This window comes from Kovacikia sp. CALU 1929 (assembly GCF_056784235.1).
This window is the reverse complement of the sequence record NZ_JBXBCF010000090.1, coordinates 56772-77987: the sequence shown is the minus strand read 5'-3', so window position 1 is coordinate 77987 and position 21216 is coordinate 56772. Positions and strand designations below refer to the sequence as shown.

Here is a 21216-nt window from a genome sequence, read left to right as displayed (position 1 = left end):
GATTTCTGCATTGAATAGCTTTAGCGGTTTAGAACCAGCCTGTCGGCGCAATTTGTGGGTTCTATTTGCCTCAGGGTTACTGTTTTGGGCAAGTTTGGCAGCTTTACTACCGACTCTGACGCTCTACATCAAACATATTGGAGCGACGAATGCTCAAATCGGTATTGTCATGGGGTCCTTTGCGATTGGGCTGGTGTTGTTTCGTCCCTGGGTAGGAAAGTTAGCAGACCAGCAGGGGCGCAGGGTTGTGTTGATAATTGGGCTGCTGGCAGTGGCGATCGCCCCGATTGGCTACATGCTAACCCAGTCACTTCCTTTGCTAATAGGAGTCCGGGTGTTTCATGGTCTCAGCATTGCGGCGTTTTCCACGGGCTACAGCGCTCTGGTTGTGGATCTTTCGCCGGAGCACCAACGGGGTGAGTTGATTGGATTTATGAGCCTGGTAAACCCGGTTGGGATGGCGATTGGTCCTGCTCTGGGAGGTTTTTTGCTGGAATGGGCAGGGTATACGCCCCTGTTTTTGCTGGCAGCGGGACTGGGCGCAGTGGGGCTGATTTGTGCGTATCAGGTTGTCGCTCCTTCGGTCAAACGGCAACCTGGGGGCAACAACCTGATGCCAGAGCAGGGGAATCGGTCAAATAATGAGCCGTTTTGGCAGTTGATAAACAGCCCTCGATTGCGAGTTCCTGCTACTGTCATGCTGCTCGTTGGGCTGGGATTTGGCACACTCAGCACCTTTGCCCCACTTTTGATTCAGGAAACAAAAGTAGATTTTAATGCTGGTTTTTTTTATACAGCAGCGGCGGTTTCGAGTTTTTTAGTCCGTTTGCCTACAGGACGAGCTTCTGACCGTTATGGACGAGGATTGTTTATCACAGTCAGTCTGAGCTTTTATGCGATCGCCATGTTACTCATCTGGAGCGCTCGAACTCCAGCTATTTTTCTGTTGGCTGGCTTGATTGAGGGCGCAGGGGCTGGCATTCTCATTCCCATGATGATTGCGCTAATGGCTGACCGCTCTAAACCTGAAGAGCGGGGGCGCATATTTGGGTTAGTCATGGCAGGGTTTGACCTGGGAATTGCGATCGCCGCTCCCATTCTGGGCTACTTTGCTGACGAGATTGGCTATCGAGGATTGTTTGGACTGGCAAGCAGCCTATCATTTCTGGCGTTGCTTATTTTCATCAGCCTGGGCAGCAAAGATTTTGCCTGCTCCCTCAAGTTTGCTCTAGGCAAGGAGGAAGATCGGTATGCCCTTCATGCAGGAGGGGGTAAGTGAGGGAGTGGATGAGTAGATGAGTGGATGAGAACCCCTCTACCCCCTACTCCCTAAAGCTCTGCTCCATCCTGAAAGGGAGGTCGATCGCCTTCACCATTTTCAAGGGCTAGTTCTCCTTCATCTTCAGAAATCGTTTCGGGGATTTCCAGACGGTGCATCTGGATCTGGTCAAGCCGAGGTCCTTCGGCAGCGATGACGGTAAATTCATAGTCTCGATAGCGCAGAGTTTCGCCCAACTGCGGGATCTTTTGCAGATGAAATAGAATAAACCCCCCCAGGGTTTGGTAATCATCAGTGAGTGGTAGCTCCAGGTTCAGCATTTCATTGACTTCTTCCAGATCCATCTGTGCTTGCACGAGAAATGTCTGATCATCCAGGATTTGAATACTCAACTCTTCGGTGCTAGTAGGTTCGGCGGCATCCCCCAAAATTTCAGCAATCAAATCCTGCATGGTTACCAGTCCTGCGGTGCCGCCATATTCGTCAAAAACCATCACCATCGATTGACGAGATCGCTGCATCAGAGGCAGCAGTTCACTCAGGGGCATATGCTCAGGCACAAATCGGGCGGGGCGAATCCAAGCCTGGATCGGGTCATCCAAAGATAGTGAATCCTCAACTAGAGGTTCTGCCAGTTCCCGAAAATGAATAATGCCTCTAATATCATCCAGGGATTCTCCAATGGCGGGATAGCGGGAATGCTGTGACTGGGCTACTTCCTCTAGTAGCACTTTAAAGGTGGCATCACTAGCAACCGCGGCAATGCTAGTCCGAGGCACCATCACTTCGCCTGCGGTCACTTCACCAAATTCAAATACGTTTCGCAGCAGTTCCCGTTCTTCCGCTTCAAGTCCAGTCGATTCGCTGGTGGTCGTAATAATCCGCTGGAGTTCTTCTGGGGTCACCTGGTTGTACCACCAACCTTCACTGGTGTACTGGACACCAATCGATCGCAGCAGGCAACGGGTGGATCGGTTTAGAATCCAAATAAAAGGGTTGAAGATTCGGGCGATCGCCAGACTGGGAGCCGCCAACACCCGTGCCAACTGCTCTGAGTAAATCAGCGCCACCGCTTTTGGACACAGTTCACCTAAAACAATTTGTAGATAGGCAATCAGAAAAAACGCAATTGGGATTGCCAGGGTATGGGAAATTGCCAGTCGGTAACCCGGTGCCAGGGGTAACTGGCTGATTCCATCTGCAATCAGAACCGCCAGCGCGCTTTCCCCTATCCAGCCCAATGCCAGACTGGATAGGGTAATGCCTAACTGGGTTGTGGAGAGCAGGCGATCAATACTTTGCTGCAAGTCCTGCACCGTCCGTGCCTGGGTATCTCCCGCATCGACTAACTGATTAATCCGCGATCGCCTGACCGAAACAATCGAAAACTCTGCTGCTACAAAAAAAGCATTGATCGTAATCAGCAGCAGCAATGAAAAGATCCGCAGCACAACCTCTGACCAGGTAAAGTGCTGAGGGTACGCTCCCAACTCCACGCTCGTTACCAGAAACCCCAGAGAAAAGATTATCATTCGGGGCACCTGTTAGTGGCAGAACTGATAAAGTGCTGCATTGCAGTGCTTTAACGAGGAACCGGAATATCAGTCAGAGCCAAATCAAGATTTTGATCAGGGTAGTCGGTCAGGGAGAGTGAAACCTTTTCAACCCCTTCCAAAAGCGTGACAGGAACTTTAACCGTGCCAGAGTAGGTTTCACTGGATGAAGGCAAATCCGAGGGTAAACCATTCGCCGTAACGCTCAGTTCTTGCCCTTTGTCATCCGTAACACTCAAAAAGCTATAAAGAAACCGGACGGGTTGGTTTCCACCATTGCGCAGGCTGACCTGCATCACCAACGAGTCTTCCTGCCGACGGACATCGCTAATCTCAAGCACAACGCCCTCACTTTCGCTGACCATTGGGAACGCCGCTTTACTGGAATCTGTTTTAGCAGAAGCATTGGTTGCAGTGGTGGATTCACTCACCTTGCCATCTTTTGCTTTCCCGCTAATGCGGGACTTGGCTCCAGCGATAATATCGTCCTCTCGCAAAATTGTGAACTCTTCCCGACGGCTATTCGCTCCTCGTTTTGCCAGATTGTTTGTCGGGCGGGTATCCGGCTGAGTCACACCCTTAAGTGCTTCCCGTCCCAGCGCGACCCCCCACATAGCGCTGACCATTCCTGCCCCAACCATCAACGCTAATAGCATCAGGGTAAGCGCTACAGTGGAATTCACTTTCATGGATCGTTTAGGGATAGCTGTTTTCAAAGGTTTGAGGCTTGGTAAATTTGATTTGCTCCAATTTTAGACAGAATACTCCCGATTCAACACAAAATTTACGCTTCCTGAAAAATCTTGAAGCTCTAGATGTATGAAGGCTGGATAGTTCTGCTGGAAACAAACATGAATTGCCTGCTGCTCAGCCGTTTTGCCTTTTGGACCCAATTTTGCCAAGCGATCGACATCCGAATTAAACCACCATGCCCTACCATTACCTTTACAGATAGATACAAGGTCTTCTGCAAGGAATCAGGATACAATGATGGTCACAACAGCCAGGGTTGGCCGAGCGGTTTAGGCAGCGAACTCATAATTCGCCTCAGGCAGGTTCAACTCCTGCACCCTGGATTTTTGAATAATATTTTTCGGGAGGATTACCACAGAGCAGGAACCTGCTGCCGTACAGGCGGTTCAGGGGGTACCCGGTCAACAAATGGAGGAACCGTTGCTGGAGGAGCAATGGGTTGGGCTGTCACGGGGCAGCCTGCTCTGGAACAACCATCGATTAAACAACTTGGTGAATCGGGGATGGTTCTCAAACTCTGGCAGAAGGGAGTGGGTAAATCAAAAACTCGAATAATGGGACCACTCGCCATTTGCCGCGATAAAATTCTGCGATAGGTATCGTTGACTTCCTTGCCGTCACGGGTTATTTCAATCTCAGGAAAGCCACCGACTCCGATTAGCCAATCCACCTGTCTAGGAAAAGTACGGTTTTTGAAAAAATCGCGATCGTTCTCGAAGTAGGAATCATAAAACCTTTCCAAGATGTCGTTCTGATACTCTAAGGGGGCACCTCTTCTAACAGGTACCGGGGCTGGGCTGATTAAAATCTCTTGGGCGATCGCGGTAGCAGCACCCAGGGTAGACAATAAAGAAATAGCCAGTCCGGCGATCGCATTTTTGCAGCTTACTTTCATGGGATCACTCCTCATTTTTTGGATTAAATAGTTGTCTCTTTTTAAGACTAAGATTGGGACTGGTAGAATATTGGACTAAAAATCTTTGACTACCTGCTAACGTCTACCCAAACCTTAGATTTTAGCCTTTAACAATTGTACTGAGTCTACCCAAAAAAATGACAGAAATTCGTCAATCGTCAACTCACTTTTCTGATTCAATTGCAAGCTTAGATTTAGCCACCTTACGACAGAAACTTTTAGATCTATTCTGTCAGGTTGCTTATCAAGAGGGAGATTTTTTACTCTCCTCTGGTCAGCAGAGTTCCTACTATATCAATGGTAAGCAAGTCACTCTGCATGCCTGGGGAGGGTTGGCGATGGGTCGTATTTTGTTGTCACTTTTGCCCTTAGAAACCCAAGCAGTTGCCGGGTTAACTCTGGGTGCAGACCCCCTGGTAACTGCTGTGAATGTGGTGGCGGCTTATGAAGGGCGATCGCTGCCTGCGCTGATTATTCGCAAAGAGGCAAAAGGGCATGGAACCCGCGCTTATATTGAGGGTCCAATGTTGCCTGAGGGAAGTACTATCACGGTTCTGGAAGATGTTGTGACCACTGGAGGTTCAGCCATGAAAGCTGTTGAACGCTTGCAGCAGGCTGGTTATTGCGTCAATGGAATTGTTGCGCTCGTTGATCGCCACCAGGGTGGGGCAGCACTTTATCAGCAGGCAGGAATTCCATTTCAAGCAATCTTTTCAATTCAGGACATCCAGCACCGCTGGCGAGAAATTGAAAATGCCAAATCACTTTAGAAAACGGACTATTTCGCCATAGGGCGAGACTCCATTTGCTACAGAATTTTTCAGCCGTTGCCGACTTTTTTTTGTTTAGACTAATGTTATGGCTAGTGCTTTTTCACAGAAATTTCTGTGGATTAGACGCTACTGGCAGTGCTTTTTGGAATTAGTCTAAACTCCAAGACTTTGCTGTTTGAGTTTATGCGATCGCACCTGCCAATGCTGCTGACTACCGATTTGACTCTGTAGCGATCAAAAAATCCAGATTTGAAATTGATGGGGTATTTTTACCGCAACCGGAAATACTTAGCGTTTCCTTTCTGGGTGAGATAATCTCATCTGTTTGACTCAAGGATTCTACAGCTATCCACGTACCTCACTGGATTCAAAAACGCGATATGCCGATTGGCAAAGCAATGCTGGGAGTTACGCTTCAGAAAACGGGAGTCTATCATTTTCCAACCTGACCGCTCACTCCTGCCCCCTGTTGCCTGCCATACCACGCCTGTAATGCCAGTCGATAGACTTCTCGCCAGGGAATAGCGTACTGGCGGGCAATTTGAGCACAGTCCTCATATTCTGGCTGCACATTGAGGGGCTGCTGTTTGTTGCTGTCTTCTGCCCAGGCAATTTTTACCCGAACGCTGCCATACTCGATTTGGACTGGTTGCAGTTCACGCTGTAAGACCTGCCGCTGCTGGGTGGAGCGTCGGATGCCCAATGTCGTTGTTTCTCGAAAGATCACAGCTTCGCAAGCGATCGCATCCTCAGGATGGCAAATCACCGTTAGCAACGTGCCCGGTCGTGATTTTTTCATCGCGATCGCCTGCGTAAACACATCTACTGCTCCCGCCGCAAACAACACTTCATACAAATATCCAATTGCCTGGGGGTTGAGATCATCAATTTGGGTTTCGAGAACGGCGATCGTTTCTTGTGGAGAGTGGGCGGGGTGTGGGATGTGGGGTATGGCGGATTGCTCACCTCTGCTCCTTTGCGCCTCTACTCCTCTGCTCCTCTGCTCCTTTGCGCCCTGCCCCCTTTCCCCAATCCACAGACGCAGAAGATTGGGAATCGGCAGATCAATCGAACCTGCGCCTAAGCCAACTCGCAGTAAGGTCATTGAAGGAGGAGGTCCAAATTGAATTGCCAGGGTGGTGGCGATCGCTGCCCCGGTAGGGGTTACCAATTCTCGCTCAATCCCGTTGCTGTAGAGGGGGATTTGGCGTAATTCAAATAACTTGAGTACAGCCGGAGCCGGGACTGGTAAACGACCATGGGCTGCCCGAATAGTTCCACCCCCGACTGGCAACGCCGAACAGTAAATCCGCTCCACACCTAACCAGTCCAGTCCCAGGCAGGTGCCTGCAATATCGACAATTGCATCCGTCGCCCCCACCTCATGGAAATGCACCTGTTCGGGTGGAATGCCATGTACTGCCCCTTCTGCCTCTGCCAATTGGCGAAACACTGCCAAACTCCAGACCTCAGCCCTTAAGGGAAACCCCGCCGCCAAAATCATCTGCTCAATTTCTGGTAGGTGCCGGGTGGATGAAGGGTGGGTGTGCCCATTAACAGCGGAAGCGGCATCAGGATGATGGCTAGGATCATCGCTATGTGCATAAAAAGGGGCCGGATGAAGGTTATCCGATGCGGAAGGAACCTCTGTATCAGAGTGAGCATGATGGCTGAGATGGTAGGCTGTTGTAGCGGTGTCCTTAGCCTCAGAGCTATCCTCGGATGAACCTGAAAGCACCAAATCCACATAAACTTTGGTTGCTTGCTGACCATTCCGGTGAACGCGCTCTGCCCGCAGCCGATACTCCTTTGAAATACCCAGACGCCCTAAAGCCTCAGCCAGGTAATCGAAAGGGACTCCTGCATCCACAAGTGCCCCCAGACACATATCACCAGCAATTCCAGTTGGGCAATCCAGGTAGGCAATTTTAGTCATGATCGTAATAGAGAAGGCTAAAAGCTGAAGGCTAAAGGATGAGGGATGAAGGCTATAAGGATGAGGGATGAGGGCTAAAGGATGAAAATAGACAAAAAATTCTTTATGAATGAAGAACTTTTCCTGTTACTTCAATCTTCCCATTCCTGAACTTTAAGTGAAGGCTTTTTCTCGATACCCTCTTCTAACATTCCTGGTCTTGAATTCTGAGAAAGAGCAATATCAACTATCCCCTGTCTATAACCTATTCCCTCACCCTTTACTCCTTACTCCTCACCTCATGGCAACTCTCTACACCCTTCACCCAGATACTCCTCAAGCTAGAACCGTAGACCAAATCCGGGATGCGCTCCGGGGTGGAGCGGTCATGTTGTACCCGACTGATACGGTTTATGCGATCGGGTGTGATCTTTATTCCAAAAATGCTGTGGAACGAGTGCGTCAGATTAAGCAATTATCGAATGATAAGCCGCTGACTTTTTTGTGTCAGTCCCTATCCAATATTGCTCAATATGCCGTTGTGGGTGATTCTGCTTATCGGATTATGCGGCGACTGATTCCGGGTCCCTACACCTTTTTGCTGCCAGCGACCAAATTGGTTCCTCGACTAGTGATGAGTCCTAAACGACGAAGTACAGGAATCCGGGTGCCCGATCATCCCATCTGTCTGTCGTTATTGGAAGCCTTGGGCAATCCCATCATTTCGACCTCCGCCCCCCTGTTGGCTGATGAAGACCAGGAATTGGGCAATGGGGGAAAACCGCATCACAATACCACCCGTTATGAGCTATTTGACTGTCTAGAAAAAATGGTAGACATTATTGTTGATAGCGGTGCTGAGCCTGGGTTTCAGGTTTCTACAATCCTCGATTTAACGGCGGAGGAACCCATTTTGGTTCGGAGGGGTCTAGGATGGGAGGAGGCATCTACCTGGGGTGTTGAAATCGGTTGAACCAGCCTGCCAACTGTCCACTGCCTGAGAAATGGGTTGTTGCTATTCGGGAGAGGCGATCGCCTGCTTCTACGCCATTGATTTGATTGGATTTGACCCGGATCAGCCCGCCTGGTCGAGTGATTCTCAGGCAATGGTGCTCATCAGGTTATGTGACCACCTGAAAAAGTGACATAGCAAGCACCGGTCTAACCGTAGCGGACGAAGTTCTTCGTGTAGACACTGAGAGATACCAGCAAGTCCTACGGTTCCATTGAGTGCACTGCCAGCCATGAATATTGAATCTACCTTCCGTTCTAAAGCAACCACTCCCATCCACCAGTCCTTTGATGACTCGGCGGATACTCTTGCAGATAATGGGTTTTCCTATGAGCCTGAGTCCATCTTGGCAACCAGCTCAGACGAATTTCTCGATCTGGAAACATTGACCCAGCTTCTCTCACGGGAACTCAGTTCTGAGGTCAAAGCCTCTGCCAGTAACGTAGAAACCCTGGCAACCCGCATTGCTGCTGAAGTCGATCGCATCTGTCAGAAGAGTGGACGCATTCAAACATCCGGAAAGGTTCGATCCTGGCAACTGTCTCTCGCACGGCACCGGTTGCAAAAGTGCCTGACCTACTACCAGCTTGGTTCCCGTCGGGGGCGCTCAGAACTGCACAGCACCCTGGGTTCAATGGTTTATCGCTATGTCGCTCCTAGCCGAATGCAGCTAGGGTTTCAAGCCCGCTACAACTTGATTGAAGATTTTCTCCAGGGGTTTTACAGCGAGTCGTTGAAAGCGTTTCGACGGGAAAATGAGCTGCCAGACGGTTATCAGCCCCGCACCCGCCTGGAACTGGCAGAGTACATGGCATTTACTGAACAGTATGCGAAGCGTCGCATTACCCTGCCCAATGGACAAAATCAGCAGTTGGTGGTGCTACGCTCCCAGCGGTTTGGCAAGCGTCAACCCCTGGAAGTTTCGGTAGACATTGAGCAGGCATTGGAGTCTCCTAAGAGTGAGGAGGCAGAATCCCACAACCGATCGCCCCTGGCTCAACAGTTGCGAGAACACATGGTGATGGATACGGTCGATACCCCATCGGAAGCCGTCCTGCGCGATCGCGTCATTTCGGAACTGATCAGCTATTTGGAGTCCCAAGGACAAAATGACTGCGTTGACTACCTGGTATTGAAGCTCCAAGATCTCTCAGCGCCAGAGATTGATGATATTTTGCGACTTTCTCCTCGCCAGCGCGACTACCTGCAACAACGCTTCAAATATCACGTTGAAAAATTTACCCTTTCCAAAAACTGGAAGTTAGTTCACCAATGGCTGGGTGCAGACCTGGATCAAAACCTGGGGCTGTCTACTCAGCAATGGCAGATTTTTCTGGATCGGCTTTCCCCAGAACAACATCACCTGCTGCAACTAAAGCAAGCCCACACGTCCGACCAGGAGATTGTGCAGACGCTCAAATGTACGCTTAAACAATTGCAAAAGCGTTGGGGGCAACTCCTGGAATTGGCACGGCAAACCAGAAATCAGAACTAAACCTCATCCAATTTGGGCGTGCTGAATCTGGGATGTATTCCGCACTCTGCACTCACTGAACGAGGGTGTCAAACTTTCGCCGCAGTTTACTAGTGTTGCAGTTATCTCCCCCATACAATCGGGGTACAGATAATGAATGCAGAAACCAACTCAGGATTTGGCAGCCCTTATGGAAAAGCCCCTACCCAACTCATGCCTTCCTACAAAAGTTGAGCACCGCTATCTCAATTCACCGGTGGTTAGATTTGCCGGTGTTTATTGTCTGGTGGGCACGCTGTGGACTCTTATTCCAATCGGGCTGATGCCGGTTTTTGGGTATAGTCCAGCCCAGACGCTTCACCTGCACAGCCTGAGCTGTCTCAGTCTAGTGCTGGTTACTACCGGATTACTGTACAGGTACTTAACCCAGCCGCAAGTTGAGCCGATCGCTGGGGATGCCCAGGACACTGCCGATCGCCAAACCGTGGAAGATGCCCTCTGCTATAGCGAAGCCACCACCCGCGCTCTGCTGAATGCAATCCCGGACATGATCTTTCGGATAAACCGGGATGGGGTGTTCTTAGATTTCAAAGTCGCAAAGGATTTTGATGCTGCATTGCCGCCCGTAGCCTTTTTGGGAAAGGCGATCGCCGAAGTCTTTCCAGTCGATATTGCCAACCCTGCTATGGACAAGATTCAGCAGGCACTGGCGACTGGAGAGGTACAAACCCATAATTATCAACTGCTAAGACCGGGAGGCTTACGAGACTATGAGTCCCGCATTGTTTCCTGTGGTGGAGATGAAGTCCTGGCAATTGTCCGAGATGTCAGCAGCCAGCAAGCGGCACGACGGGAACGGGAACAAGCCGAGGCAGCCCTGCGCTACAGCGAAGAGCAACGGCAATTGACCCTGGAATTTAACCATATTGGCAGTTGGGACTGGAACATTGAAACCGGAGACGTGACCTGGAACGAGAACCATCTTCGCTTGCTGGGTTTATCGCCTGGAGCGGCAGAAGTCAGCTATCAGACCTGGCGTCAGCAAGTCCATCCCGAAGATCTAGAACGGGTCGAGCAAGCCGTCGCCCATGCCCTGGAAACCCATACTGACTTTGAAACCGAATACCGGGTGATTTACCCCGATCGCAGCATCCACTGGCTGTTGGGGCGAGGACGGGGAATTTATGATGGCAGTGGCAAAGCCACCCGCATGATTGGGGTCATCATTGATGTCAGCAAACTGAAGCAAATTGAGGCTGACCTCCTCACCAGCGAAGCCCGCTTTCAAGCCTTTATGGATAACAGCCCCACCTCCGGTTGGATCACGGATACCCAGGGTCATATTTTCTATCTCAATCAAACCTATTTCTCCATGTTCCAGTTGCCCAAGCAGGACCTGATTGGGAAAAATTTGCTTGACGTTTATCCGACTGCAATGGCTCAAAAATTTATAGCTGATAATCGATGGGTTGCCCAGACAGGGCAATTTTTAGAAACGACCGAAGTGACTCCTCGCGTAGATGGCACCCTGGGTCACTTTTTAGTTTACAAATTCCCGCTTCCTGGCTCACCCGACGACCAACCGTTGGTTGGGGGGGTGGCAATTGACATGACAGAACGGAAGCGGACTGAAGAGGCACTACAAAATAGTCAGGCATTTCTGGAAAAAGCTCAGGAAGTTGCCCACATCGGTAGTTGGGCAGTTGATATTAGCAATACTGGGGGCAGTGGTCAATTGTCCTGGTCTAGCGAGGTTTATCGCATTTTTGGGCTAGATGACACTACATTTGATGGTCAAGTGGCAACTTTCCTTGAAAGAGTGCATCCAGAAGACCGAGCAGCCGTTGAGCAAGCCAGTCAGGCAGCGGTGCTGCGGAACGAACCTTACAGTCTTGATCATCGGATTATTCGCCCGGATGGCAGCATTCGTTGGGTCCAGGAACAGGCGGATGTGATTCGGGATGCAGCAGGCGTTCCTGTCAAGATGATTGGCATTGTGCAGGATATCACCGAACGTAAGCAGGTAGAAGAAGCCTTGCGTGAGAGTGAAGAGCGGTATCGATCGCTCGTCGTGGCAACCTCGCAGGCAGTCTGGCTGACCGATGCCAAAGGTAAAGCCAAAGCCGTTACTCCTACCTGGTTAGCCATTACCGGGCAGAAGGATGCAGACCAAAAAAATGATGGTTGGCTCAACACGATTCATCCTGATGATCAGGCATGGGTCTGGCAAGCCTGGAGTCAGGCAGTTGCCGACGAGGTAGCCTACGAGGCGGAATATCGGATTTTGAACCCTCAGGGTGAAGAACGTTACATCGTGGCGCGGGGAGTTCCGGTGCGATCGCCCAACGGGCAGGTGCGGGAATGGATTGGCACCAGCACCGATATTACTGATCGCAAACGAGCCGAAGAACAACTCCGCTTCCAGGCACAATTGCTCGACAGTGTGCGTGAGTCGATTGTAGCCACGGATCTGGAGGGGCGCATCATTTACTGGGGCAAGGGGGCAGAGGCATTGTATGGCTATTCGGCTGAAGAAGCGATCGGCACCTTTATCTCTTTTGTTGTGGAGTCCCAGGCACAGCCTCAGGAAAAAGAGCGGATTCGGCAGGTGCTTGCGGCTGGATATTGGAAAGGGGAGTATGAACAACGCCGTCGAGACGGTACTTCATTTTGGGCAGATACGGTCATTTCCCTGGTGAAAGATCCTCAAGGAAAATCCTTTGGTTTGATTGGGATCGATCGCGACATCAGCGATCGCAAACAGGCAGAAACCGCCCTGAGACAACTCAACGAACAGCTAGAGCAGCGAGTCGAAGCCCGCACCCAGGAGCTACATCGGGCAAATACCCGGTTGCAGGCTGAAATTCATGAACGACAACGGACTGAAGTTGCCCTCAGACAGAGTGAAGAACTGTTTCGCCAAATTTTTGAAAGCGCGCCAGTCGGCATTGCCCTTGCCAACACAGAAGATTATCGGTTCAAAATGGTCAACCCCCTCTTTTGCACCATGCTGGGTTACTCGGAAGCGGAACTGATGGCAGGTTCTTGTCCCTCCATGAGCTACCCAGAGGATGCGGATGCCGAAAAGCCCTACGCGGAAAGCCTACTCAAGGGTGATATTCCTGGCTACCAGTTTGTCAAACGGTACATCAAAAAGAATCAGGAAATTATCTGGGGGAGCCTCACCACCCGATCCATTCGCAGCCAGACTGGGGAAATTCTCTATATCCTGGGCATTGTGGAGGACATCACGGAACGCAAGCGCATCGAAGACGAACGCAAGCAGGCACAGGAAGCGCTGGCTCAACGAACTGCCGAATTAGACAGTCTGATTAACATCATGCCCGACTACATCTATGTGATTGAACGGGATACGATGCGGATTCTCCTGTGCAATCAGGCATTCGTTGAGGGCATTGGGCAGCGCGATCGCGATCAGGTTCAGGGCAAACTCGTTTCCGACTGTTTTTCTGAAACAGACACTGCCTACTTTTACCAGCAGAACCAGCAGGTGTTTGACTCTGGGCAAATCTTGCATACTCAGGAAACTATCTTGTTAACCGAGGGATCCCATCACTTTGAAACCTTCAAAATTCCTATCCGAAAATCCAATGGTCAAGTCTATGCGCTGTTGGGCATGTCCCGTGACTACACGGAACTGATCGAAACCCAACACGCCCTTTCGGAACGAACAACCCAACTAGAGGCCTCAAATCGGGAATTGAATGCTTTTTCTTACTCGGTTTCCCACGATTTACGCGCTCCCCTGCGCCACATCAGTGGATTTGTCAACGCCCTCCACAATCGATTGGAGCAAAACAACAGCCTCAATGATCCTCAAATTACCCATTACCTGAACGTGATTCAGGACAGCAGTTTTAAGATGGGGCAGTTAATTGACGGGCTACTTACCCTGTCACGGGTGGGGCGACGGCAAATGGTAGAATTGCCGGTTGATCTAAATCCTCTCGTGCAGTCTGTCCTGGAACGCTTACCAGAAAGCAACCTTACACCAGAGTGTCCTACCAAACCCTGCTCCCAATCGGTTCAGTTTATCATTGGCGAATTACCCACCGTCATGGGAGATGTCACCCTGCTGCAACAGGTTTTTGCCAATCTGCTTGAAAACGCCGTCAAGTTTAGCCGGGGTCGTTGTCCTGCCAGAGTTGAAGTCGGCACCCTGCCGGATGGCAGCCTGTTTGTCCGAGATAACGGGGTTGGCTTTTCGATGGACTATGCCGATCAGTTGTTTGGAGCCTTCCAGCGCTTACACCCCTCATCAGAGTTTGAAGGAACGGGCATTGGTTTGGCGATCGTCCAGAGAATTATTCATCGACATGGAGGTATGATCTGGGCAGAGAGTGAACCCGATCGCGGTGCAACTTTTTATTTCAAATTTAAAGAAAATCTTAAGAGTGGGGAACCTTAAATGTTGGATCAACTCAGTCAAGAGTGAAGATGCGTTGAATACTGAAGCAGCCAAAATCCTACTAATCGAAGATGACCCCAACGATGTAGAGCTAGTCCAGATTGCCCTCAGAGACTACCATTTCCTGAGCCAAATGGATGTCGTTTCTGATGGCGAGCAAGCACTTAATTACCTGCTAGGGCAAGAGGGTGAAATCCCAACCCGTCCGCTCCCCCGTCTGGTGTTGCTGGACCTGAAACTGCCTAAGATAAGTGGTATTCGAGTTTTACAAACCCTCCGTGCCCATCCCAGAACTCGAAAGTTGGTTATCGTCGCGATGACCTCTTCCCAGGAAGACAGCGACCTGAACGCTTGCTACGATCTAGGAATTAATAGCTATATCGTCAAGCCCCTGGATTTTCAGCAGTTTCTCGAAGTTGCTCAACAAGTTGGCTTGTATTGGATGCAGCTAAATAAGCCCCCCTTATTCCTAGCCTGACGACTTTCTATGCGTGGGTGTTCTGAGCCACTGTCACAATCTGAATCGCTACAGTCGGACCATTTGCGTGTGCTGATTGTGGAAGATGTGCCAGCCGATGCCGAATTAGTGATTCTCACCCTGGAAACGGCAAATATTCCTGTGATCTGGGAGGTCGTGGATACCCTGGAGGCTTACAGGCATTTGTTGCAGGCACAACCCTGGGATGTGGTTCTTGCTGATTTTCGGCTGAAAGGGTTTACGGCTTATAAGGTGCTGGAGATATTGCAACAATCAGAGCAGCAGATTCCCCTGATTTTAGTCACGGGTAGTCTGGGAGAAGAAGCGGCGGTAGACTGCATCAAGGCAGGCATGACGGACTATGTGCTGAAGGATCGCTTGTTTCGCCTACCAATGGTGCTGGAGCGATCGCTGCGAGAATTTGAACTCAGCCGCCAACAACGACTGGCAACCGCCCAGATTCACCAGCAGGCACAGCGCGAGGTCATCATTAATCGGATTGTGCAGGCAATGCGAGAAACGCTGATTCTGGACGAAGTCCTGCAAACGACAACGGATATGGTGAATGATGCCCTTAACCTCAGTTGTTGCCTCATTATTCGCCCCGGTGCCAACGACAGTATGGTGGTTCGTAATGTGAGTCGCACCTCCCACGACTGGCAGCCATTGTTAGATCAACCCTGTGAAGCGTTTTCCCATTATCAGGAGCCATTACTCCAGGGAGAACTGGTGGTTGTGGGATCGGTTGAGCAAATGACGCAAGCGGGGTTTCAGGAAATCGCCGCCCACTACAGGTTAGGCGCTTTACTGATGGTGCCACTGATGTACCAGCAAGAGCATCTGGGATGCCTCTGCCTCTACCAGCAAGATCGCGAACGAGCATGGACTATTGATGAAATCTCTATGGTGCGGGCGATCGCCGATCAGTGTGCGATCGCTATTCACCAGGCGCAACTGTTTAGCCAGGTGCAGCAGCAGGCAAAACAAGAGCAACTGCTCAATCAGATTGGGCAGGTACTTAACTCCAGTCTGGATCCTGACTTTATTTTGCAGGAAATTGTCCGTCTAATTGGCGAAGGCTTTGGGGTAGATCGGGCACTCATCTTTGCGATTGAGTCCAGGCAAATTCGGGTGATGACTGAGTGGCTGGCTACTAAACAAGTTGCCTCCATGTTGGACTTTACCGCCCCCGTGTTGGGCTGGTTTGATGTGGTTGATGTGCCCCAATATGCAGAAGCCCGCCATATTTTCCATGTTCCTGATTACTCAACCCTGCCTCAAACCCCAACCCGGTTAGAGATGTTTCACCAGCGGCAGACTCGCTCTCTGCTGAGTGTTCCTGTTTTTATTCATGAACAGTTTTTCGGCGGGTTAGATCTTTATACCACCACCTCTTACCGTACTTTCCGGGAAGATGAGATCCATCTGTTACGTCGGATTGCCGATCAGGCAGCGATCGCCCTATACAACGCCCAAAGCTATGAACGATTAGAAGACCTCATCCAAGCCCGCACCCGCGAGTTGGAAGCAGAAAAATTGCTGTCTGATGCCGCCAATCGGTCTAAGAGCGAGTTTCTGGCAAACATGAGTCATGAACTGCGCACTCCCCTCACGGGCATCCTGGGATTTTCCAGCGTGCTGCTGAAACAAATCTTTGGACCCCTGAACGAAAAGCAACAACAGTACATCGAAAATATTTCCTCCTGTGGTGAGCACCTGCTGGCACTGATCAATGATCTGCTGGACCTGTCCAAAATTGAAGCCGGACGGGAAGAACTCACTTTGGAAGCGGTCGATGTCCGTGAACTCTGTGCCACCTGTATTGCGATGATTCAAGAACAGGCAGAAGCCCAGAAATTACAGGTTTCTCTGGCGATCGCCCCGACTATCGATAGCTGCACCGCCGACCGTCGCCGCCTTAAGCAAATTCTATTCAATCTCCTTTCCAATGCCGTCAAATTTACCGAAGTAGGCTCCGTCAAGCTGACGGTTGAAGAGGAAGGGGGCGACCAGCCAACGGGAAAAGGAAGACTACTCCTTCACCCCTCCACCCGTTCCTCCCTTCACTCTCCCTCTTCCTTCCTCACTTTCAAAGTCATCGACACTGGCATCGGCATCTCCCAAGATGGGCTTTCCCAACTGTTTCAACCCTTCCAGCAACTGGATGGCGGACTGGACAGAAGATATCAGGGAACGGGTTTGGGGTTAGTTCTGGCACGCAAACTCGCCCACCTGCATGGAGGCGATATCACGGTTACCTCTGAACTTGGGCGTGGTAGTTGTTTTGCACTCCATTTGCCCAAGTGAAAGATGGGTACCGAATATAGGGTACCGAGGGATTAGTTGTTAGTTGTTGGTTGGTTGTAGGCAGTCAGCAGTCATTGGTCATTGGTCAATAGCCTTCTGCCTTCTGTTCTCTGCCTTCCTACGGTTTCACCTGTAGATCGGTGACGGCACCCAGGCTGCTGGAAGCGACCAGGGTTGCATACTTTGCCAGTACACCGCTGGTATAGCGGGGTTTGGGGGGTACCCAACTGGCACGGCGACGCTCTAATTCCTCATCGGTTACATTCAGTTGCAGTAAACGGGCGGGAGCATCAATCGTGATGGAGTCGCCTTCCTGGACGAGGGCGATCGCCCCACCCACATAAGCTTCTGGTGCCACATGACCCACCACCATGCCATAGGTGCCCCCAGAGAAGCGCCCATCGGTAATTAACCCAACCGCATCCCCCAGACCGGCACCAATAATTGCTGATGTGGGAGCCAGCATCTCGCGCATACCGGGTCCCCCTTTGGGTCCTTCATAGCGAATAACCAGAATATCACCGGGATTAATCTGATTCGCCAGAACGGCTTCCAAACAGGCTTCTTCCGATTCAAACACGCGGGCAGTCCCGGTAATTTGGGGTTTCTTAACGCCGGTAATTTTGGCAACGGCTCCTTCCGTCGCCAGGTTACCCTTCAAAATTGCCAGGTGCCCGCTGGCATACATGGGATTGTTCCAGGGGCGAATCACATCCTGGTCTGGGCGGGGTTCAGCGGGAATATCTTGCAGCAGTTCCTCCACGGTTTGCCCGGAGATGGTCAGGGCATCACCATGCAGCAAACCATGAGCCAGTAGCATTTTCATCACCTGGGGAATGCCGCCTGCTTTGTGTAAATCGGTGGCAACATAACGACCGGAGGGCTTGAGGTCGCAGAGAACCGGGACGCGCCCGCGAATCGTTTCAAAATCATCCAAGGTGAGTTCCACGCCAGCCGCATGGGCGATCGCCAGGAAGTGCAGCACTGCGTTGGTGGAGCCGCCAATCGCCATAATCACCGAAATGGCATTTTCAATCGACTGGCGGGTGATGATGTGACGGGGCAAGCGCTGATTCCGAATCGCATCCAGCAACACCACCGCCGACTTCTCCGCACTGTCAGTTTTTTCAGCATCCTCGGCTGCCATTGTGGAAGAGTACATCAGACTCATGCCCATCGCTTCAAACGCAGAGGACATTGTATTTGCTGTAAACATCCCACCACAGGAACCGGCACCGGGGCAGGCGTGGCGTTCCACATCCATCATCTGCTCATGGCTGATTTTTCCGGCACTGTATTGACCGACCGCTTCAAAGGAACTCACCACCGTCAAGTCTTGCCCATTCAGATTTCCAGGCTTAATCGTACCGCCATAGACAAAGATCCCAGGAATGTTCATGCGGGCGATCGCAATCATTGCCCCCGGCATATTTTTATCACAGCCACCAATGGCAATCACACCGTCCATACTCTGCCCCATGCAGGCAGTTTCAATCGAATCGGCAATCACATCCCGTGACACCAGGGAATATTTCATCCCTTCTGTTCCCATCGAAATGCCGTCGCTGATGGTAATAGTGCCAAACATCTGAGGCATTCCACCCGCTTCCCGAATGCCGCTCTCTGCCCGTTGCGCCAGGGGCATGATTCCCATGTTGCAGGGCGTAATGGTGCTATGTCCATTGGCAATACCCACGATGGGTTTAGTGAAGTCCTCGTCCCTAAAACCCACTGCCCGCAGCATGGCGCGGTTTGGCGATCGCTGCACACCCTGTGTCACAACCCGGCTTCTCAAGTTCTCTGCCATGTCTCCTTAGCCTCTTGCATCTGTCAAAAATTGAATGTGTCGAAACTTGAATGCGGATGGAACCCGCCTCAGGTTACTTCAGTCTATACAGAATGTTGGATCTTGTATCAATCCGCACGATTAGACACGTTTTAAACCAGCCTGGGTATACTGTATAGGCTGCGAACCGAGCCTTAGCGATGTCCAGAGTTTGTCAGGAGTAAATTGAACTGATGCCACGCACCCGTAAGCCCCAAATCAAGTCATTAAACCGTTTCCGCAAAATTCGTTTGCAAACACCAACTAGCAAAGAGTTGGATTTGATGTTGCTGGCGGGTTGCTCCTGCTTATTAACCGTAATCTATCACCCCGTTGCCAATGCGCTGCAATCATTCCATTCCAGCAGTCATGCGCCTGGGGCAATCTCGTCTCAGATGAGTACCACCCATCAATCATCGAGTTCAGTCATTTTATCCCTACCCCCCAGGCGTGACGAGATTCAGGAAGACGAGGAAGAATCTGTCTGAAGCTGAAAGGGTAGTTCCATGATGAAGTGAGTTGCACCCGCCCCACTGTCAGCCCTGATAGTACCCCCTAAACAGATAACCAGATTTTTCACCAGTGCCAATCCTAAACCGCTGCCGCCCTGTTTCCAGCGATCGCCCCCTGGTACGCGGTAAAAATGATCAAAAATCCGGCAAAGAGAGTTGGCTGGAATCTCAACTCCTGTGTTGGAAACAGAGATTTGCAAGGTTGATGGGTTGCTTTTTTCAACCTTCATCCCCCATTCTTCAGCTTTGTTGACTGGTTTCACCGTTAGCGTAATCGTCTCACTGTCCGGTGTGTACTTACAGGCATTGTTGAGCAGTTCTGCCAAAATTCGCTTCAGACAGGCTGCATCAGAGGTGAGAGAGGGCAAATCAGGAGACAGGTCAATCGCAAGTGTTTGCTGACGCTTTTGAGTACGTCGGATAAAGGGTGCAGCGATTTCTGGGAGCCAGGTTTGCAGTCCAATGGTACTTAGTTCCAATGTGTGCTGACCTGACTCCATCCGCTGTAAGTCCAACAGGTCATTAATCAAGGCAATTTCACTGTCACACTCCTGCTTCAAAATTTGCAAATAGCTGATAATTCTTGTTTGGGCACTCTGGTTCTCTAGCAAATTTCCATGATTTCGGTATTGGCTAACGGTGTGCTCCAGCATTTGGATTGCCAGCCGTATATTGGCAAGGGGACCGCGTAATTCATGGGATGCCGTACTGAGCAGGTCATCCTTCAGACTTTGCAGTCGATTTGACTCGGTTATCTGAGTTTGAGCTGCTTGATATAGGGTTGCTTGCTGGATTGCGATCGCCAGCTCAGCCACCACCTGGCGTAACAGGTTGACTTCCCAATGGTGCCATTGGCGTGGTGCCGCACAGTGTTGCACAATCAACAGTCCCCAGAGGGTGTCCCCCCAGGCGATCGGTACCACCAGATTGGCTCCCACCTGGAGACTGGGGAGTAACCGGGCATAGCAGGGGGCGATCGGGTCAAGATGGGTATCTTCAACCATGCTGATCCGCCCACCCAGATAGAGTTCATGCCAGTAGTCTTCCAGGCAAAAATCGTAGATTGCCTGCCCCTGGATCGCCAGGAATTGGGCACTCACTGATTCTGCTACCACAATGCCACTCCCATCTGGCTGAAAGCGATAGACCAGCACCCGATCTACCTGCAAGAACTGGCGGACCTCCTCAACTGCCCGATTCAGAATATTGTCCAGATCAAGGGAATTTCGCATCCGCTGAACCATGCCCTTCAGGAACTGTTCTCGCTCTAGCTGGTTGCGCAACTCTGTCAGCATTCGCCTGGATGCCAACAATCGCCTGACCGTTTGGATCAGCAGAAATGGATTAATCGGTTTGATCAGACAGTCACTGGCACCCCCTGCAAACACCCGCTCAATCGATTCTCCATCCTGGTCTGCGGTCAATACCAGAATCGGAACCTGCAACCTACGGGCAACCCGACTGACCTGCTGGTACGATAAGCCATCCTCCTTAAGGGGCAGGTCTATATCCAGCAGCACCAGATCAGGGGGGCAATGATCAAATGCTTCTAGCGCCTGTTTTTCACTGGTTGCTTCTATCACCTGGTAGCGCTCAGTTTCCATCAACCTATGTACCAAACCGCCCATGAGTGGATCGTGGTGGACTAGCAAAATGCAGGAGGAAACGGTCTGCATGGAGGGTTCCTGAAAATTGAAAGATTGTCTGTGTGAAGGGAAAGTGCTCACCATGATTGGCTCTTTAGATGGGGCAGGCGCAGGGTGTCTGGAATCTATGGACAAGCTTAAAGGGCAAAAATGGGGAACTTCTAAAGATGCCTCTGGATACGCCAAAAAAGCTGCTTCATCAGATCTAGCGATAGATTAAATTTGATCGCCTCGCAGGCTATTCTGGGTGATGTCAATGCCATACCATCCGCAATCAGCAAATATCCTAAAGCTGGCTGACTAAGTCCAACTGAGCAGACACAATGTAGAAAATCCATGCAGTC

General features: G+C 50.8%; 17 protein-coding genes and 1 tRNA gene. 12 read left to right on the top strand and 6 right to left on the bottom strand.

Annotated features, from left to right (window positions below; genetic code table 11):
* The first annotated feature begins 10 nt into the window (after window positions 1–10).
* On the top strand, window positions 11–1279 hold the full coding sequence (locus tag AC1S52_RS24815; RefSeq protein WP_482031720.1) for an MFS transporter: 1269 nt from the start codon (window positions 11–13) through the stop codon (window positions 1277–1279).
* Between the two features lie 50 nt (window positions 1280–1329).
* Here AC1S52_RS24815 and AC1S52_RS24810 read toward each other — a convergent pair whose 3' ends face one another.
* The gene (locus tag AC1S52_RS24810; RefSeq protein ID WP_482031719.1) at window positions 1330–2811 is read right to left on the bottom strand and encodes a hemolysin family protein; all 1482 of its coding nucleotides are present in this window, start codon (window positions 2809–2811) and stop codon (window positions 1330–1332) included.
* A 50-nt stretch (window positions 2812–2861) separates the two neighbouring features.
* On the bottom strand, window positions 2862–3521 hold the full coding sequence (locus tag AC1S52_RS24805) for a hypothetical protein (RefSeq protein WP_482031718.1): 660 nt from the start codon (window positions 3519–3521) through the stop codon (window positions 2862–2864).
* A 314-nt stretch (window positions 3522–3835) separates the two neighbouring features.
* Here AC1S52_RS24805 and AC1S52_RS24800 point away from each other — a divergent pair.
* Window positions 3836–3908: transfer RNA gene (locus AC1S52_RS24800), tRNA-Ile, on the top strand.
* Between the two features lie 26 nt (window positions 3909–3934).
* Here the strand turns inward: AC1S52_RS24800 and AC1S52_RS24795 are convergent.
* A complete protein-coding gene (locus tag AC1S52_RS24795) occupies window positions 3935–4480 on the bottom strand; it encodes a hypothetical protein (RefSeq protein ID WP_482031717.1) in 546 nt (181 codons plus the stop codon).
* 158 nt (window positions 4481–4638) lie between these two features.
* Between AC1S52_RS24795 and pyrE the strand changes: the two genes are divergently transcribed.
* Window positions 4639–5271 carry an orotate phosphoribosyltransferase gene (gene pyrE, locus AC1S52_RS24790; protein ID WP_482031716.1) on the top strand — a complete coding sequence of 211 codons (633 nt, stop codon included), beginning with the start codon at window positions 4639–4641 and terminating at the stop codon, window positions 5269–5271.
* A 191-nt stretch (window positions 5272–5462) separates the two neighbouring features.
* Window positions 5463–5603: a DUF2887 domain-containing protein gene (locus tag AC1S52_RS24785; RefSeq protein WP_482031848.1), complete on the top strand. Its 141-nt coding sequence runs from the start codon at window positions 5463–5465 to the stop codon at window positions 5601–5603.
* 104 nt (window positions 5604–5707) lie between these two features.
* On the opposite strand, the gene larC is transcribed toward AC1S52_RS24785, so the two are convergent.
* A complete protein-coding gene (larC, locus tag AC1S52_RS24780) occupies window positions 5708–7210 on the bottom strand; it encodes a nickel pincer cofactor biosynthesis protein LarC (protein WP_482031715.1) in 1503 nt (500 codons plus the stop codon).
* Between the two features lie 280 nt (window positions 7211–7490).
* Here larC and AC1S52_RS24775 point away from each other — a divergent pair, with 280 nt between their 5' ends.
* The 6 genes from AC1S52_RS24775 to AC1S52_RS24750 all read left to right on the top strand — a co-directional run bounded on the left by AC1S52_RS24775 (window position 7491) and on the right by AC1S52_RS24750 (window position 16889).
* On the top strand, window positions 7491–8162 hold the full coding sequence (locus AC1S52_RS24775) for an L-threonylcarbamoyladenylate synthase (protein WP_482031714.1): 672 nt from the start codon (window positions 7491–7493) through the stop codon (window positions 8160–8162).
* Between the two features lie 31 nt (window positions 8163–8193).
* Window positions 8194–8334: a hypothetical protein gene (locus tag AC1S52_RS24770; protein ID WP_482031713.1), complete on the top strand. Its 141-nt coding sequence runs from the start codon at window positions 8194–8196 to the stop codon at window positions 8332–8334.
* Between the two features lie 99 nt (window positions 8335–8433).
* Complete coding sequence (locus AC1S52_RS24765; RefSeq protein WP_482031712.1) at window positions 8434–9696, top strand: HetZ-related protein; 1263 nt, start codon at window positions 8434–8436, stop codon at window positions 9694–9696.
* A gap of 136 nt (window positions 9697–9832) precedes the next feature.
* A complete protein-coding gene (locus tag AC1S52_RS24760) occupies window positions 9833–14104 on the top strand; it encodes a PAS domain S-box protein (protein WP_482031711.1) in 4272 nt (1423 codons plus the stop codon).
* Window positions 14105–14138: 34 nt separating this feature from the next.
* Window positions 14139–14582 (top strand): response regulator, encoded by a 444-nt coding sequence (locus AC1S52_RS24755; protein ID WP_482031710.1) that lies wholly within the window; start codon window positions 14139–14141, stop codon window positions 14580–14582.
* A 9-nt stretch (window positions 14583–14591) separates the two neighbouring features.
* A complete protein-coding gene (locus tag AC1S52_RS24750) occupies window positions 14592–16889 on the top strand; it encodes a hybrid sensor histidine kinase/response regulator (protein WP_482031709.1) in 2298 nt (765 codons plus the stop codon).
* Between the two features lie 118 nt (window positions 16890–17007).
* Here the strand turns inward: AC1S52_RS24750 and ilvD are convergent, their stop codons facing one another.
* Window positions 17008–18696 carry a dihydroxy-acid dehydratase gene (gene ilvD, locus AC1S52_RS24745; RefSeq protein WP_482031708.1) on the bottom strand — a complete coding sequence of 563 codons (1689 nt, stop codon included), beginning with the start codon at window positions 18694–18696 and terminating at the stop codon, window positions 17008–17010.
* Between the two features lie 212 nt (window positions 18697–18908).
* Between ilvD and AC1S52_RS24740 the strand changes: the two genes are divergently transcribed.
* Window positions 18909–19202 carry a hypothetical protein gene (locus AC1S52_RS24740; protein WP_482031707.1) on the top strand — a complete coding sequence of 98 codons (294 nt, stop codon included), beginning with the start codon at window positions 18909–18911 and terminating at the stop codon, window positions 19200–19202.
* On the opposite strand, the gene AC1S52_RS24735 is transcribed toward AC1S52_RS24740, so the two are convergent.
* A complete protein-coding gene (locus tag AC1S52_RS24735; RefSeq protein WP_482031706.1) occupies window positions 19175–20902 on the bottom strand; it encodes a GAF domain-containing protein in 1728 nt (575 codons plus the stop codon). The two genes, AC1S52_RS24740 and AC1S52_RS24735, sit on opposite strands and share 28 nt — an antisense overlap.
* A 52-nt stretch (window positions 20903–20954) precedes the next feature.
* Between AC1S52_RS24735 and AC1S52_RS24730 the strand changes: the two genes are divergently transcribed.
* On the top strand, window positions 20955–21092 hold the full coding sequence (locus tag AC1S52_RS24730) for a hypothetical protein (protein ID WP_482031705.1): 138 nt from the start codon (window positions 20955–20957) through the stop codon (window positions 21090–21092).
* The last annotated feature ends 124 nt before the right edge of the window (window positions 21093–21216 follow it).

Bases quoted from the DNA above. Each gene is read 5' to 3' on its own strand.
- AC1S52_RS24775 (WP_482031714.1), top strand. From the start codon at position 7,491: ATGGCAACTCTCTACACCCTTCACCCAGATACTCCTCAAGCTAGAACC.
- larC (WP_482031715.1), bottom strand. From the start codon at position 7,210: ATGACTAAAATTGCCTACCTGGATTGCCCAACTGGAATTGCTGGTGAT.
- AC1S52_RS24750 (WP_482031709.1), top strand. From the start codon at position 14,592: ATGCGTGGGTGTTCTGAGCCACTGTCACAATCTGAATCGCTACAGTCG.
- AC1S52_RS24805 (WP_482031718.1), bottom strand. From the start codon at position 3,521: ATGAAAGTGAATTCCACTGTAGCGCTTACCCTGATGCTATTAGCGTTG.
- AC1S52_RS24795 (WP_482031717.1), bottom strand. From the start codon at position 4,480: ATGAAAGTAAGCTGCAAAAATGCGATCGCCGGACTGGCTATTTCTTTA.
- AC1S52_RS24740 (WP_482031707.1), top strand. From the start codon at position 18,909: ATGCCACGCACCCGTAAGCCCCAAATCAAGTCATTAAACCGTTTCCGC.
- pyrE (WP_482031716.1), top strand. From the start codon at position 4,639: ATGACAGAAATTCGTCAATCGTCAACTCACTTTTCTGATTCAATTGCA.
- AC1S52_RS24770 (WP_482031713.1), top strand. From the start codon at position 8,194: ATGGGTTGTTGCTATTCGGGAGAGGCGATCGCCTGCTTCTACGCCATT.
- ilvD (WP_482031708.1), bottom strand. From the start codon at position 18,696: ATGGCAGAGAACTTGAGAAGCCGGGTTGTGACACAGGGTGTGCAGCGA.
- AC1S52_RS24765 (WP_482031712.1), top strand. From the start codon at position 8,434: ATGAATATTGAATCTACCTTCCGTTCTAAAGCAACCACTCCCATCCAC.
- AC1S52_RS24760 (WP_482031711.1), top strand. From the start codon at position 9,833: ATGCAGAAACCAACTCAGGATTTGGCAGCCCTTATGGAAAAGCCCCTA.
- AC1S52_RS24735 (WP_482031706.1), bottom strand. From the start codon at position 20,902: ATGCAGACCGTTTCCTCCTGCATTTTGCTAGTCCACCACGATCCACTC.
- AC1S52_RS24810 (WP_482031719.1), bottom strand. From the start codon at position 2,811: ATGATAATCTTTTCTCTGGGGTTTCTGGTAACGAGCGTGGAGTTGGGA.
- AC1S52_RS24730 (WP_482031705.1), top strand. From the start codon at position 20,955: ATGATTGGCTCTTTAGATGGGGCAGGCGCAGGGTGTCTGGAATCTATG.